Origin of the sequence: Desulfogranum marinum (genome assembly GCF_963675105.2) — a bacterium.
GTDB lineage: Bacteria > Desulfobacterota > Desulfobulbia > Desulfobulbales > Desulfobulbaceae > Desulfogranum > Desulfogranum marinum.
Genome location: NZ_CAXXRO010000004.1, coordinates 1,341,587 through 1,356,349 on the forward strand (window position 1 = coordinate 1,341,587; position 14,763 = coordinate 1,356,349).

The window sequence follows — 14,763 nt, forward strand, 5'->3', positions numbered from 1 at the left end:
ACTTGAGGAGGCGGTTATCGGCAAGTGCAGGGAGAAGCCGGTTCTACACGGTTAAATATCACCTTGACGCGCTAATCGCGGATTTGTTACCTTCGATTTTTGTTGCACGGTTTGCGTGTTGAAATAGTTGCAGATGGAGAGTGCTATCGTCCATGGTGAGTGAAATTCCATATTCTTTTTTGAAGCGGTGTGCCAGTGACATTCTCAATGGTCTGAGTGACGGGCTTTCCCATTTCTCCGGCACTAGCCGGGCGGCTGTTATTTTCGCGCTTGGGCCGGATAAGCCTTTGATGCTATGTGATCCGCAGAAACTGCTCAAGGGTCATGAGCCTGTGTTCAAGGCACTGTATCTTGATGATCAAAAATGGCGGCATGATGTTAGTGTTTCTTCTGATAAACGACGCTTTGCGGAAATACATGCGGTCAAGGATCTCGGGCTTGCTGGATTGCTTTCCAATGGAGGGTATTCCGGATCGCTCTTCTTTCAACGTTGGTTTACAGAGCATCACCCGGATCTTTGTTCCACCGGGCCGACAGAGCGCTGGCTAGAACATGCAGTCTGGCGTTTTTCCCATGATATGGCCAATGAAAAAGAACTGTACACAGGGATATCCGGGTATTTTCTAAGAGAGTACGCGACCCATGCTGTTCGGGACCATATTGTAGATGAAATGAATAGGCTGTTGGGGTGGGACTCTCTTATCCGCATTTATCCGGTTCTGGATGCCGTTCTTAGGATTTCCGAGACACGCGAAGAAGGGTTGTGGCCTGAAGGGCAGTTACTGTTTGTTGATCCAAGTATGGTTCATTGTCTTCAGTTTTTGGTAAAATTTGAAGACAAGGAACGACCGCAATTAGCCAATAATAAGCATGTGCGAAAATTGCTGCTTGCTGTGGATAACTCAAGCCGGCGTTTGGTAAGCGATGGTCGTTTCATTCTTGGGATCTGTGATGCAACTCTGCCGCCTTTTTCCATACGTGCCGACTTTAAAGGCAGGCATGGGTTTCTCAAGGTAAATAAGAATAAAGTGTGCAGCTTTGCTGATGGCCGATTTGGTTCAACCACCTTTCAGGCGAAGCTGGTTCAGCTTGAAGAGTTGTTGCTGGAGTCTGCTTTAGAGAAAGCTGATTGTTATTTTTTGTTTAAAATTGCAGTGAGTCTCGTGCATCATGCTCAGCTTCGTAAGCATGGCTGCACTATAGTGCTTGATCTCAATCAGGAACCTATACACATTTCCGGGCAAAAAATTGTTCCCTCCCTGGATTTACGTAGACCCCATACCCTGAATTTGGCAAAGTCACTGGCAAAGGTCGATGGGGCATTGCATATAGGGTCAGACCAGCATCTTCATGGTTTTGCCTGTCTTTTGGACGGGCGCTCTTTTGCTGGAGAAGATCTTGCCAGAGGTGCCCGTTATAACTCGGCTCTGCGTTTCACCGCTGAACACGCAAATATTATTGTTGTGGTTGTTTCTTCAGACCGTCCCGTGTCGGTTATTTACCAGGGTGTTGAGGAGCAGGGGACATGCAATATTGATTTTCAAACGAATTGTATTTTTCCACTTGAACCTCTGGAAGAATGGGTGAAACACTAGGTTGTCTGGTGCAATTGCCTTTCTACCGGATCTTTCTGGGGCCGGCTCCTAGTTTGTTATCTATAAAAATAACCGGGGAGGTAAATGCAGCCCCTGATATTAACTGCATGTCTCTGAGTCGGTGCTTACCAGGTTATGTAGGAAAAAACTAGTGATTCAAAGCAACTGCTGGCTCTTCTGCCCGTTCAGGATTACAAAAGGCTTACACAGTATCCGGTATAAGCGCAGAGGAGTAAAACTCCATGCCATCGTTTGGTTGTACCATCCCTGAGAAGTATTGGAATAATGATCATCGTAAAAGCAAACATAACCGGAAGATCTCGCCGCAAAAGTTCCGGCTCTATCGCAAATGGTTTGATCAGGCCTGTCACTCCCAGTACCATCAGCAGGTTGAACATATTGGAACCGATAATATTGCCGATAAGCAGTGCTGTTTCCCCTTGACGAAGAGCCGCAATACTTGCGGCAAGTTCCGGCAGGGATGTTCCAACCGCTGCCAGGGTTAAGCCTATAACCAGTTCACTGACATGAAAAAATCTGGCAACGCTGACAGCGCCTTGGATGAAAACCGTCGCTCCAAACGCTAATAAACCAAGCCCAACAAGAATGAAAAGGAAGATGGAAAGGTGCACGTACCGTAATGAGGTTTTTTGTTGTCCTTTTTTGTCCTTCGAGACGCCATTGTTATGGTTGGCGTATGTCAAGTAAGTGTAGCCTGTCAGGGTGATGATAAACATCATACCCACAATACGGGGGAACACACCGTACCCGCTGCAGAAAATGAGGAAAATGCTGGCAGCAATGACAATCAACAGCTCTGTCCATACTTCTTTGAGGTTCATGCAGAGTGGGGCGAGAAGGGCGCAGGTTCCCATTATGAGCCCCACATTGGCAATATTGCTGCCAATGACGTTGCCGATCATAATATCGGGGTGTCCCTGGAGCGAGGCCGTTAGGCTTATGAAAAGTTCCGGTACAGAGGTGCCGAAGGCGACCACGGTTAAGCCGATGAGGTAGGCCGGCATTTGGAGCCGTTGTGCGAGACGGGTTGCGCCGTGAACGAGAGATTCTCCCCCCGCAACGAGCATGAGCAGACCTGTGATCACTGCTGCCAGTGCGGAAAAAAGCGATGGGAATTGGTCCATATGAAGTTAATTGCAGAGGTGCTGTATGTCCGGTCGCCCCTGTTGCTCAAAGGCTTGGTGGATGAGTTGTATAAGAGGTGACTTGATACTTTTAAAGGATTTAAGCGGCTTCATTGTAGGTAAAACTTTATCAACCGCTTGAGGTTGCTGGACGCGCATCTTGCGGGCTAGGCGTGCATCGCCTTCCGCCTGAGTTTCGCCGGTAGCAGCAACTGATGGCGCACTCCCACCTGAGTCAAGGTTTCTGAAGAATCCCAGGATAGAGCTTAAGTCGTTATTTTTATAAAAAAGTTTGATTTCTTCTGTGATGGTTTCCTGTTCACTGATAAGTTTTTGCAAGGTATAATCATAGCTCTCCAGGTATTGATCGAGTTCCTTGTAGATTTGCAGGAAGAGATGGGTAAATCGTTTTCGCTTTGTTAACCCTTTGCTGTGATAACCATAGAATACCCTTTTTTTGATGGTTGGTGATTCCAGCAAGTAGGGATCAAAAAAAATGTTATCTTCAAGGCCTGTAAGTTTAAAGAATTTTTCAATCAAATTTGGATGTTTCAGGAGGATGTAGAGCCGTATAAGATCAAGGCCGATTGTCTGTTCGAGGTGACGGAACGAGACGAGAAGCTGCTCATTATAGGCTTTGATATCATCTTCGATTAGTTTGCGAAACCCAAAGTAGCGATCTGCAACCTCTTTTTTAAATTCCAGGGAAAGGATTTGGTCAAGTTCATTCATGAGAGCTGGTAACGGAATTGAAAAAGAGATTCTGTGGAGCGCGTTTATTTTCTTGCCGATTGATGGTTACTTGTGCATTAAGAAATTTTTTGTCAGGCACTTTGATGCAGCTTCAAGGCCGGAACCGTAGTATCAGGTAGGCTCAACTTCTCAAAATGTGTTTAATAGATATTCATTAATTTAAAAGAAATCTACTGTGCCGTGAAGACTTTTTTCTACGGAACCAGGGAGCGTCGCTAGTTTTGCTATGGTCAGTGATAGTATCAAGAGTAATATCAAGAGTTTAGTCCGAGAAACGGCAGATATCGTTGAGGTGATCAACGAGTATGTGACTTTAAAAAAAGCCGGGACCCGGTTTGTTGGTCTTTGTCCTTTTCATTCCGAAAAGACACCTTCTTTTTCCGTCAATCCCCAAGGGCAGTTTTTTTACTGCTTTGGATGCGGTGAATCAGGTGATGTGTTTTCATTTATTATGAAATACCATCATATGGAATTTCCGGAAGCACTGAAAACTTTGGCTGATAAGTATCAGATTGCTTTGCCGGAAAAGGATATGAGCCAAGCCGATAAAAAACGGCTTCAAGAGCGTGAGGCCTTGTATACAGTTAACGAGGCGGCTGTAGATCTTTACCAACGCTGCCTCGCCGGCGGGGAGGGAGCAGCTGCCGCCAGGAAGTATCTTGAGCAGAGAGGTGTTCCTGATGCCTTTGTGGAGAAGTTCAGACTTGGGTTTGCTCCGTCTGCGGAATCAGTCGGGTGGACTTACCAAACAGATACACTGCGAAGGCGTTCACTGTCGCACAAGGTGATTGTAAAAGCTGGGCTGGCTGTCGAGAAAGACAGAGGAGGTTTCTATGACCGGTTTCGTTCCCGGATCATGTTTCCTCTACTCGATATGACCGGCAGAGTGGTTGCCTTTGGCGGGCGCATTATTGGCGAAGGGAAACCTAAGTATATGAATTCCCCAGAAAGTCTTGTGTTTGAAAAAAATCGACTTCTTTTCGGGTTGTACCAGCATAAAGAGGCGATCCGTAAAGCTCGAACCGCGCTGGTTGTAGAAGGGAATTTTGATCTGCTGCTGCTTGCTGTTCATGGAATAGACAACACCGTAGCTCCTTTGGGCACATCGTTGACAAAGCACCATGTCAAAACGCTCAGGGGGTACTGCAGGGAGGTAGTTTTACTTTTTGATGCAGATGCCGCCGGGCTGAAGGCGGCGATGCGCAGTATTCCTTTTTTTCTGGCAGAGCAGTTGGAGTGCCGTATTGCCGTCCTGCCCCAGGGGCAGGATCCTGATAGCCTGGTAAGAGAAGAAGGGCGATCCGGAATAATAAAATACGTAGAGGCTGCCCGTCCCCTGGCAGAATTTTTCTTTGATACACTTGTTGAGCGGCACGGGCTGACCCTCAGCGGGAAAGGGAGAATTATTCAAGAGTTGAAACCCGTACTGGAAGAAGCTGCAGATGTCTCGCAGAAAGCGCTTATGGTTGCCCATTTCAGCGAGAAACTGGGTCTTGACCCTGGCCAGTTTATTAGTGGAAAGACCAAGGAGCGGACTGTTGTGCAAACGGTTTCCGCAAAAGGAGGGCTTCTCGACCTGCCCCGCCAAGAACGTCAGTTGATAGAGTTCGCTATTCTTTATCCGGAATACCTGAAACAACTGCAGGAGGCAGGCATGGGAAAAGTAGTGAAAGGAGATATCTCCCAGCGTATTGTGGTTTTGCTACAGAGACTGCAGGAAGAGGGGAGCCATTCTCCTGAGCAGTTGCTGACACTGTTGGTCGAAGGGGAGGAGCGCCAATATGTTGCTGAATTGCTTATGGAGGGAGGTAGCGCCGGCAACGAAATGAATAATGAGATCGTGCAAGGCATGCTGCATGAGTTGGTACGATGGCTTAAAACTACTTCTGATCAGGAGGAGGGCCTTCGCCTTCAAGAACAAATCAAGGAAGCTGAGCAAAAAGGCGATATGGGATTATTGATGGAGCTTTTACAAAAAAAGATGATTGCTGAGAAAAAAAGGACGGGGTACTGATATAACCTGTTGAAAAAATGTGAAAATCTGGTAGCTTACAAAATTGTATTTATTGCAAGGTTGAATTGGGAAGAAGTAATCTTTTTCGGATAACGTTGTGTAATCAGGTAGTTGTGGGTTCGTGAAGATGCATGTTTCTATCTGGTTGATGTTGCATTTTTTTATTGCTTTCTCAAAGGTTGCGTGGTCAAGGCTTCTTTTTCATAACTTGGATTGTTATCTTGGGGTGAGGTAATGGAGAGTACGCATGTGAGTAGTGAAGAAGATTTAGCAAAGGGTAGTCTTAATGCTAAAGATGAGCAAAAAGCGGTTAAAAAAGTAGTGAAAGATAGGCGAAAACGCGTGGACAGACGTTCCGGCGAAGACCGACGGAGTTCTGACCGGCGTGGCGAGGGGACGAGTATTGACCCCATGAACATTTACCTTCGTGAGATGGGGAGTCAGCGTCTGCTGAGTCAGGCAGAGGAAATTGAACTTGCCAAAATGGTGGAGGAAGGTGAATCGAAAATTCAGTACGCTGTTTTGCGTCTGACTCTTGGCATTACCGCACTCAATGATATCGCTGAAAATATTCTGCGTGGCAGTCTACGAATAAACACGGTTATCAGGGGCGTGTCTGAGAATGATCCGGACAGGCTGAAAGAAATTCGCAATTCATTTCTTGACCAGGTTGAAGTGGCCAATGAAATAGATGGGAGGCGAAGGGGGCTTTTTGTTCAACTGAAAAATAATGCAAACGGTGCAGAAGCAGAACAGCAGATATTGGCAGATATCATCCAGGCAGGATGGAATATCTCCAACCTTTTTCGCGAGTATCGCCTGTGCTCAAAAGGATTGCTCTCTGTCGCTGATGCCGTGAAGGAGTTAAGTGGCAAATTCAACCGAGTCCGGGTGGTCGCGCAGCAACGTGAGCTACTCGCTGCCAGAAGGGAAGTCTCACAGTCCGGGCGTAACATCGAGGTTTCTCCGGCGGAAATCGAGCGACGAGTCACCTTGGAGCTTGCGGAGACTATCGGCGTAAGCTGGGCAGCTTTTACAGAGGTGCAGCAAGATATTGAGCTTGGTAGAGAGATTGCGAAGCAAGCCAAGGAGGCGCTGGTTCGGGGTAATTTACGACTGGTTATCTCTGTGTCTAAAAAATTCCTCAATCGTGGCATGCAGCTTCCCGATCTTATTCAGGAAGGCAATATAGGGCTTATGAAGGCGGTTGAGAAATACGACTACAAGCGTGGATATAAATTTTCCACCTATGCTACGTGGTGGATCAGGCAGTCTGTAACTCGGGGCATCGCAGATCAGGGGCGTACCATCCGCTTGCCTGTTCATATGATCGAAACCATCAACCGGATGCTACGTTTTTCCAAAGATTTTCAGCGGCTGGAAAGCCGTGAGCCGACTCCGGAAGAAATGGCGGAACAATTAGGTACTGATGTCGATAAGGTCAACGTGGCTTTAAAAACAGCAAAAGACGCCATTTCCCTCGATGCGCCGGTGAATGATGAAGAGGATGCCATGCTCAGTGATTTCATTGAGGATCATGCTCATCCCGATCCGCAGGAAAATTCCATCACCGAGAGCCTGAAACGTTGCCTCTGTACAGTCATGGGATCGCTGACCCCCCGCGAGGAAAAAGTTCTACGAATGCGATATGGGATAGAGATAGGGTGTGATCATACGCTGGAGGAGGTCGGCCAGTGTTTTTCCGTCACCAGAGAACGCATAAGGCAGATTGAGGCGCAAGCCATAAAAAAACTTCGTCACCCGTCACGAAGTGGCGATTTGCAGGCCTTTATGAGCGATTAAACGCGTGGCGGAGATTTGCCCGCTCGCCCAGGAATGGTTGACGCTTGGCTTTATACCCGGCCTTGGGTGCGCGCTCACCAATAAGCTTATTCAATATTTTGGATCACCTGCTGCTGTTTTGCAGGCCGGCGATAAGTTACAGCAGGTTGCAGGGGTGGGACCTGAACTTTGTCGTCGACTCTCTGATACTTCCTGCGTTGATGCTGCCAAAAAACGGGCAGCTACCGAGTTACACCTTCTGACTCAAAAAAATATTTCTCTCTTCTCCCTCCAGTGCAGCAATTATCCGGCATCGCTTCGTACTATTCAAGAGCCGCCATTGCTGTTGTATTGCAAAGGAGATCTTTCTATTTTTAAAGCACCAGCTGTTGCCATAGTTGGGTCTCGGGCTGCCACGGAGTATGGGAAAAGGGTCAGTCAGTTATTGGCTTGTGGGCTGAGCGATCATGGAGTGACCATCGTTTCCGGGGGGGCTTACGGTATTGATGCTGCTGCACATCAGGGTGCTCTTCAGGTTGGAGGTAAAACTGCAGCTATTCTTGGCTGTGGTATTGATGTAACGTATCCAAAATCGCATCAAAAACTGTTCGCCGAAATAGCCGAACATGGTGCACTCCTTTCTGAGTATCCGCTGGCGAGTAAACCCGAGGGATTTCGTTTTCCGGCGCGCAATAGAATTATAAGCGGCCTTGCCATCTGCGTTATAATTGTTGAAGCTACGGAAAAGTCCGGCTCGCTTATTACAGCGCGTCTGGCACTGGATCAGGGTCGTGATGTATTTGCAGTGCCGGGCCGTATTGATTCAGTGAAAAGCAGTGGTTGTCATCGGTTGATTCAGCAAGGAGCACATCTTGTGCAGGGAGTTGACGATATCCTGGTTGAATTGCAGTTATTGGACGCTGGGAGTGGTTTCGCCAAAACTACGCAGCAAAAAAAAGGCGGAATGGAAAGTGAGGCGGAACAGGTGTTGATGTCTTTTCTTGATGTCTATCCTGTGGATATAGATACCCTGGCCAGGGTGTCAGGATTGACTACCAATGAAATTCATATGTTGCTTCTGCAGCTTGAACTCAAAGGGCTGGTGCGGCAGCTCCCTGGACAGCAATACGAAAAAAATGTGTAGCCCGGATGAGAAATGCGGGGGAGCTGTCTCCGGTTGGTCGTTTTGCTTCTCATTTGATTTTATTTACGGTAGTCTGGTCCGTATTGAAGAGTAGCTGTCGGCACTCCACAGCTCATGGACAATTTTATTTTATAGGAATCTGTAATGCGATCAACAATGATAGCCCCCTCTATTCTTTCGGCTGATTTTACAAGGCTTGGCGATGAGATAAAGGCGGTTGAACAGGCCGGTGCTGATGTCATTCACGTTGATGTAATGGATGGTCATTTTGTGCCAAATATCACCATGGGACCGATGGTGGTAAAAGCTGTTCGGAAAGTAACCAGTCTGCCAATAGATGTACACCTCATGATAAGTAATCCTGATCAGTATATACAGCCATTCAGCGATGCGGGAGCAGATTGGATAACCGTTCATGTGGAGGCTTGCACGCATTTACATCGAACTATTGCTGCAATTAAAGCGTTAGGGAAGAAGGCTGGGGCGGTGCTCAACCCCGCAACCTCTTTGACCACCTTGGAGTATGTTTTGGAGGAGGTTGACTTGGTGATGCTGATGAGTGTAAACCCAGGATTTGGCGGCCAATCATTTATCGAATCCAGTCTTGGGAAGATCTCCGCTCTGCGAGCTGCTCTTGATAAAGTGAATTCAGGTGCCGGAATCGAAGTTGATGGTGGGGTCAGCCCTGCTACTATAGAGCGGGTAGCAGCGGCAGGGGCAAATATTTTTGTTGCCGGTTCTGCTGTTTACGGCAAAGAGAACTACGCTGCTGTTATAGATGAGTTGCGACTTCTGGCAACCTCTCACGATAATTAAAGGGGGGAGAAATGGAGTACCAAGATTTCAATCAACTACCTGCAGTTGCAACTTTGTCAGCCTTGGCTGCAGATCCTCACGACTTGAGTGGTCCTCATGGACTAACTGTTGAACGATTGCAAAAGTATCGTGCTTCGGCAAATGGATTTGATTTTTTATACGCCGGCCAGCGCGTCGAGCACAAGGTGCTTGACGCGCTGCAGGAATTAGCCGATCAGGCTGGTTTGGTGGACCAATTCCTTGCCATGAAGAGTGGCGCGGTCATGAATGCCATCAAGGGGTATGAAAGTGAAAACAGGCAGGTTCTGCACACAGCCTGCCGCGATATTTTTACCACATCCCGTTATGCAGAAAAAGCATCCAAGGAGGCTGAACAGGAATTGTTTAAACTCAAACAGTTTCTTGAAGCTGTTCGTACCGGCGAAATTGCCAATGCAAAGGGTGAAAAATTTACCACCATGATCCAGGTTGGGATTGGTGGCTCTGATCTTGGCCCCAGGGCTGTGTATCTGGCGTTGAAGCCTTATCGGGTCCCCGGAAGGGATGCCGAATTTATTGCTAATGTCGACCCCGACGACTCCGCAGAGATACTGGGTGGAGTTGACTTATCACGGACGTTGATCAATGTGGTTTCCAAAAGCGGGACTACCCTTGAAACCCTGACCAATGAAAAGTTGGTGCGTCAAGCTTTGAGAACTGCAGGTCTTGATCCCGCACTGCATGTACTTTCGGTGACGGGTAAAGGGAGTCCAATGGATGATCCGGATAATTATCTCGCTTCATTTTACATGTACGACTATGTCGGGGGCAGGTATTCTGCAACGTCGATGGTCGGCGGGGTAACGCTTGGGTTTGTTCTGGGGTATGAAGGATTCGTTGATATCTTGCGCGGGGCCAATGAGGTCGATATTGCAGCGGAACAACGTGACATAAGAAATAATATTCCATTGCTGATGGCGATGCTGGGTATATGGAACAGGAATTTTCTCGGTTACCCAACAGTCGCTGTCCTTGCATACAGCCAGGCATTGGTAAGGTTTGCAGCCCATTTGCAGCAGTGTGATATGGAGAGCAACGGCAAATCAGTAACCAGGACGGGAGCTGACGTACAATGGAAAACAGGGCCTGTAATCTGGGGTGAACCTGGTACCAATGGGCAACATGCTTTTTACCAACTGCTCCATCAGGGAACGGAAATCGTGCCTGTGGAGTTCATAGGGTTTCGCACCTGCCAGTACGGCAAAGACATAACCGTTGCCGGGACAACCTCTCAGCAGAAATTGGTTGCAAATATGTTGGCCCAGTCGCTGGCAATGGCTACCGGTAGAGGGAATGAAAATCCGGCCAAGCGGTTTTCTGGAAACAGGCCAGGTTCAATTCTACTGGCAGACAGGCTGAACCCCGAGACAATGGGTCGGCTATTGGCGATGTATGAAACCAAAATAGCCTTCCAAGGATTTTGCTGGAACATTAATTCGTTTGATCAGGAAGGGGTACAGTTGGGCAAGGTGCTAGCTGAAAAATTATTGGCACAAATGGCACTGCAAGATAGTGATGATAAGGCAAATAATGAGGAAAAGACTGTGGAATACACCCTGTTGAAAATAGCAGGCATGGTATGATTGCCTGGCGAAAATTGTCGTTATTTTGATGGTGCTACAGCGGGTTAGGTTTTTTGTTGACAAAGATCTGTCCTCCGTTTATTGTCGCTCAGATGAATGAGCATTCAATACTGTATTGTCCGCTCTTATTCCGTGTCAACGCTTAACTGTTGATTAGTTTATTACTTTTTACCGGTTGTAATATAACCACATAATTCTAGGAGGAACACTGATGGCAAAGCATGAAACGCCTCTACTGGACGAACTGGAAAAAGGTCCATGGCCGAGTTTCGTCACCGACCTCAAGCGACAGGCTGAGACAAAGCCGGAGTGCTGGGACATTCTTGGTCAGCTTGAGCTTTCATACAAAGACAGGATTACTCACTGGAAACACGGCGGAATCGTAGGTGTTTTCGGATACGGCGGTGGTATCGTTGGACGTTACTCCGACGTTCCTGCTCAGTTTCCTGGTGTTGAGCATTTTCACACCGTTCGTATTGCTCAGCCATCCGGCCTCTACTACACCACAGAAAACCTGCGCGCTCTGATGGATCTGTGGGAAAAATATGGTTCCGGTGTTACCAACTTGCATGGCTCCACCGGTGACATGATTTTTCTCGGTACTCGTACCGAAAATCTTGAGCCACTGTTCTGGGATCTGACCCATGATTTGGGACAGGACCTTGGCGGTTCCGGTTCTAACTTGCGTACACCTGCCTGCTGTCTTGGTGAGTCCCGCTGCGAGTGGTCTTGTTATGATACCCAGGAAGTATGTAATCACCTGACCCAGCACTATCAGGATGAGATCCATCGCCCTGCATTCCCTTATAAGTTTAAGTTTAAGTTTTCCGGTTGTGCAAATGACTGCGTTGCTGCCGTTGCCCGCTCTGACTTCTCCGTTGTAGGTACCTGGAAAGATCAGATCCAGATTGACCAGGCAGCAGTTAAGGCCTATGTCAATGGTGAAGAAGGCTATCCTGTAAACGGTGGTGCCCATAAAGGCGGTGACTGGGGTCCATTTGACATCCAGAAAGAAGTTTTCGATCTGTGTCCAACCCAGTGTATGTGGATGGAAGGTGATGAGCTGAAGATCGATGACGCTGAATGTACCCGTTGTATGCATTGCATCAACGTTATGCCACGTGCTCTGCGCCCAGGTAAAGAGAAAGGTGCAAGCATTCTTATCGGTGCAAAGGCTCCTATTTTGGATGGTGCACAGTTTTCTACCTTGGTTATTCCGTTTATCGCAATCAATAAAGAAAACGATTTCGAAGATGTTATCGATGTTATTGAGAAGGTTTGGGACTGGTGGATGGAAGTTGGTAAAAACCGTGAGCGTGTTGGTGAAACCATGCAACGTGTTGGTCTGCCGACATTCTTGAGTGTTATGGAAATTGAGCCTCTGCCACAGCACGTGAGAGAGCCACGTTCCAACCCATATGTCTTCTGGAAAGAAGAAGAAGTACCTGGCGGCTGGGACCGTGACATTAAAGAATTCAGAAAGCGTCACGCAATGTAATTGAGTCCCAACTGAGCCTATAACCGAATTGAGACGTATATTATAAGGAGACAATACAATGGGTTACGATCCTAAAAATCCTATGGAAGGTCGCATTACCGACTTAGGACCGAAGTACTACGGAGACATGCTGGCTCCGGTAATCAAGAACAATAAAGGCAAGTGGCTTTATCACGAGATTTTAGAGCCTGGCGTACTGGTTCATGTAAGTGAAACAGGCGATAAGGTTTTTACCGTACGTTGTGGTACCCCTCGCTTGGTGACCGTGAGCTATGTTCGCGATATTTGTGACATCGCTGACAAGCATTGTGACGGATTCGTTCGTTGGACCACTCGTAACAATGTCGAGTTCATGGTAGATTCTGAAGACAAGGTTGCGCCTTTGAAGGCAACTATTGCAGAATATGGCAATTCTTTCCCAATTGGTGGTACCGGTGCTTGTGTAACCAACATCGTTCATACGCAGGGCTGGGTACACTGTCACACTCCTGCAACAGATGCATCCGGTCCTGTTAAGGCTGTTATGGATGACCTGTTCGAATATTTCGGTGCTATGACCTTGCCGGCACAGGTTCGTATCGCCTTGGCGTGCTGCCTGAATATGTGTGGTGCTGTTCATGCGTCTGATATCGCAATCCTTGGTATTCACCGTACACCACCGATGATTGATAACGAACGTATCACAGGCGTATGTGAGATTCCGCTGGCCATCGCTTCCTGTCCGCTTGGTGCCATCAAACCTGCCAAAGCTGAAGTAAATGGTGAAGAGATCAAGACCGTAAAAGTTAACAACGAACGTTGTATGTTCTGTGGTAACTGTTACACCATGTGTCCTGCAATGCCTCTTGCTGATCCTGAAGGTGACGGTATCGCGATTCTCGTTGGTGGTAAGGTTTCCAACGCTAAGTCTGCACCGAAATTTTCCAAGTTGGTTGTACCATTCCTGCCGAACACAACTCCACGTTGGCCGGAGACTGTTAAGGTTGTTCGCGACATTCTCGAAGCCTATGCGAAAGATGCTAAGAAGTATGAGCGTGTAGGTGAGTGGGCTGAGCGTATTGGTTGGGAAAAATTCTTCGAGAAAACAGGTATTCCTTTCACCGATAAATCTGTAGATGATTACCGGTTGGCATACGACACTTGGAGAACAACCACTCAATTCAAGTACACCAGCCATACCGCTGCGTACACGAAGTAAATTTTACGCGATCGGCTCTGATTTTCAGAGCCGATCGTTTTTTTGACCTTTTTATATTGGTAAGGAGTCTATCATGGCACTCAGTCTAGAAGAACTGGAAGCTGCAATTATTGAAAAGGCAACCAAATCGCCTAAGCCGCAGTTATATGTTAAGGATTTTTATAAATGTGATCCTGATGCAAAGCCGCGACAAATCAAGAATGTTGCTAATGATTTGGTAAAGAAAGGTGAGTTGATGTTCTGGTCTTCAGGGTCAACCACCATGTATGCTCGTCCTGACCGAATCAAAGACGAAGAGGGAGCTGAAGGTATTAATTAGTTTTTATCTTTCCCTTTGTAAGTGAAAAAAGCGGAGCCTTTAAGGTTCTGCTTTTTTTTTTGGGGAGGGGGAGGCTGTGGATAGTGAAGCTATATAACAAATTTCTATTTATCTGATAATGAAGATTCTGCACATTGATGATATCGCATCAACAAATAGCTATGCGAAGCAGTTAATACGGTCAACGCCTGATGAACCATTACTGTTAGTTGCCCAGCAGCAATCAGGAGGAAAAGGGCAATATGGAAGAATTTTCAGTTCACCTAAAGGAGGACTGTATTTTACAATCCTCTTTCAACCTCTGTTGCAAACCAAACATCTTCCGCTAATAACACTGGCTACCGGGGTTGCATGTGCTAGCTGTTTGGTTGCTGAAACCGGGCTGGAGCTAACACTTAAATGGCCAAATGATATCTATGTTGCTGGGAAAAAACTGGGCGGCATTCTCTGCGAATCGGAGGTTGTTGATAGCAACCACCTCCCCTATGTCATAATTGGTGTAGGCTTGAATATCAACACTACCCTTGTTGATTATCCTTCAGAAATTCAGTCAATAGTGACGACCGTACGTGAGCACACTCATTTAACTTTTTCTTTAGAAGTTCTGCTCGAAAAAATAGTTGGCCAAATTTTAGACAATATTCGTACATTATCTTCTGAACCACAAATTGTCCTCGATCAATGGCAGGACTATGATTACCTTTACCGGCGTCCGGTTGAGTATGTTGCACAACAGCAGGTTGTATGTGGAACTGGAGACGGAATAACAGACAGTGGCTGTTATAAGGTAATAGATAGTCAGGGTAAGCTCCACCAGATTGTTGGCGGACAACTTAGGCCTCTGTAGATAGTTTTGATTTGTAACTTTTCCGTGAAG

The 14,763-nt window shown here is 47.0% G+C and carries 12 protein-coding genes; 10 read left to right on the forward strand and 2 right to left on the reverse strand.

Annotation, left to right across the window (positions count from 1 at the left end):
- The first annotated feature begins 152 nt into the window (after window positions 1-152).
- Window positions 153-1,595, forward strand: coding sequence for a DNA integrity scanning protein DisA nucleotide-binding domain protein (locus ACHZCY_RS14715; RefSeq protein WP_319549415.1), 1,443 nt, complete (start codon window positions 153-155; stop codon window positions 1,593-1,595).
- Between the two features lie 191 nt (window positions 1,596-1,786).
- On the opposite strand, the gene ACHZCY_RS14720 is transcribed toward ACHZCY_RS14715, so the two are convergent.
- The gene (locus ACHZCY_RS14720; RefSeq protein ID WP_205221461.1) at window positions 1,787-2,740 is read right to left on the reverse strand and encodes a calcium/sodium antiporter; all 954 of its coding nucleotides are present in this window, start codon (window positions 2,738-2,740) and stop codon (window positions 1,787-1,789) included.
- A 6-nt stretch (window positions 2,741-2,746) separates the two neighbouring features.
- The gene (locus tag ACHZCY_RS14725) at window positions 2,747-3,472 is read right to left on the reverse strand and encodes a hypothetical protein (protein ID WP_319549416.1); all 726 of its coding nucleotides are present in this window, start codon (window positions 3,470-3,472) and stop codon (window positions 2,747-2,749) included.
- 247 nt (window positions 3,473-3,719) lie between these two features.
- On the opposite strand from ACHZCY_RS14725, the gene dnaG reads away from it, so the two are divergent.
- The 9 genes from dnaG to ACHZCY_RS14770 all read left to right on the forward strand — a co-directional run bounded on the left by dnaG (window position 3,720) and on the right by ACHZCY_RS14770 (window position 14,733).
- Window positions 3,720-5,507, forward strand: a complete 1,788-nt coding sequence (gene dnaG, locus ACHZCY_RS14730; protein WP_319549417.1) for a DNA primase — start codon at window positions 3,720-3,722, stop codon at window positions 5,505-5,507.
- A gap of 249 nt (window positions 5,508-5,756) precedes the next feature.
- Window positions 5,757-7,310, forward strand: a complete 1,554-nt coding sequence (locus ACHZCY_RS14735) for a sigma-70 family RNA polymerase sigma factor (RefSeq protein WP_319549418.1) — start codon at window positions 5,757-5,759, stop codon at window positions 7,308-7,310.
- Between the two features lie 4 nt (window positions 7,311-7,314).
- Window positions 7,315-8,433: a DNA-processing protein DprA gene (dprA, locus tag ACHZCY_RS14740; RefSeq protein WP_319549419.1), complete on the forward strand. Its 1,119-nt coding sequence runs from the start codon at window positions 7,315-7,317 to the stop codon at window positions 8,431-8,433.
- Between the two features lie 144 nt (window positions 8,434-8,577).
- Window positions 8,578-9,249, forward strand: a complete 672-nt coding sequence (rpe, locus tag ACHZCY_RS14745; protein ID WP_205221466.1) for a ribulose-phosphate 3-epimerase — start codon at window positions 8,578-8,580, stop codon at window positions 9,247-9,249.
- Between the two features lie 11 nt (window positions 9,250-9,260).
- Entirely contained in the window at window positions 9,261-10,871 is a 1,611-nt protein-coding gene (locus tag ACHZCY_RS14750; protein ID WP_319549420.1) for a glucose-6-phosphate isomerase, read from the forward strand.
- A 211-nt stretch (window positions 10,872-11,082) separates the two neighbouring features.
- Window positions 11,083-12,369 (forward strand): dissimilatory-type sulfite reductase subunit alpha, encoded by a 1,287-nt coding sequence (gene dsrA / locus ACHZCY_RS14755; protein ID WP_319549421.1) that lies wholly within the window; start codon window positions 11,083-11,085, stop codon window positions 12,367-12,369.
- A gap of 58 nt (window positions 12,370-12,427) precedes the next feature.
- Window positions 12,428-13,567, forward strand: coding sequence for a dissimilatory-type sulfite reductase subunit beta (gene dsrB, locus ACHZCY_RS14760; protein ID WP_319549422.1), 1,140 nt, complete (start codon window positions 12,428-12,430; stop codon window positions 13,565-13,567).
- Window positions 13,568-13,640: 73 nt separating this feature from the next.
- Window positions 13,641-13,886, forward strand: a complete 246-nt coding sequence (locus tag ACHZCY_RS14765) for a dissimilatory sulfite reductase D family protein (RefSeq protein ID WP_205221470.1) — start codon at window positions 13,641-13,643, stop codon at window positions 13,884-13,886.
- 118 nt (window positions 13,887-14,004) lie between these two features.
- A complete protein-coding gene (locus ACHZCY_RS14770) occupies window positions 14,005-14,733 on the forward strand; it encodes a biotin--[acetyl-CoA-carboxylase] ligase (protein ID WP_319549423.1) in 729 nt (242 codons plus the stop codon).
- Window positions 14,734-14,763 lie beyond the last annotated feature (30 nt).

Excerpts from the sequence above, each read along its gene's own strand:
- ACHZCY_RS14715 (WP_319549415.1), top strand. The coding sequence starts at position 153 with ATGGTGAGTGAAATTCCATATTCTTTTTTGAAGCGGTGTGCCAGTGAC.
- ACHZCY_RS14720 (WP_205221461.1), bottom strand. The coding sequence starts at position 2,740 with ATGGACCAATTCCCATCGCTTTTTTCCGCACTGGCAGCAGTGATCACA.
- ACHZCY_RS14725 (WP_319549416.1), bottom strand. The coding sequence starts at position 3,472 with ATGAATGAACTTGACCAAATCCTTTCCCTGGAATTTAAAAAAGAGGTT.
- dnaG (WP_319549417.1), top strand. The coding sequence starts at position 3,720 with ATGGTCAGTGATAGTATCAAGAGTAATATCAAGAGTTTAGTCCGAGAA.
- rpe (WP_205221466.1), top strand. The coding sequence starts at position 8,578 with ATGCGATCAACAATGATAGCCCCCTCTATTCTTTCGGCTGATTTTACA.
- ACHZCY_RS14750 (WP_319549420.1), top strand. The coding sequence starts at position 9,261 with ATGGAGTACCAAGATTTCAATCAACTACCTGCAGTTGCAACTTTGTCA.
- dsrA (WP_319549421.1), top strand. The coding sequence starts at position 11,083 with ATGGCAAAGCATGAAACGCCTCTACTGGACGAACTGGAAAAAGGTCCA.
- dsrB (WP_319549422.1), top strand. The coding sequence starts at position 12,428 with ATGGGTTACGATCCTAAAAATCCTATGGAAGGTCGCATTACCGACTTA.
- ACHZCY_RS14765 (WP_205221470.1), top strand. The coding sequence starts at position 13,641 with ATGGCACTCAGTCTAGAAGAACTGGAAGCTGCAATTATTGAAAAGGCA.
- ACHZCY_RS14770 (WP_319549423.1), top strand. The coding sequence starts at position 14,005 with ATGAAGATTCTGCACATTGATGATATCGCATCAACAAATAGCTATGCG.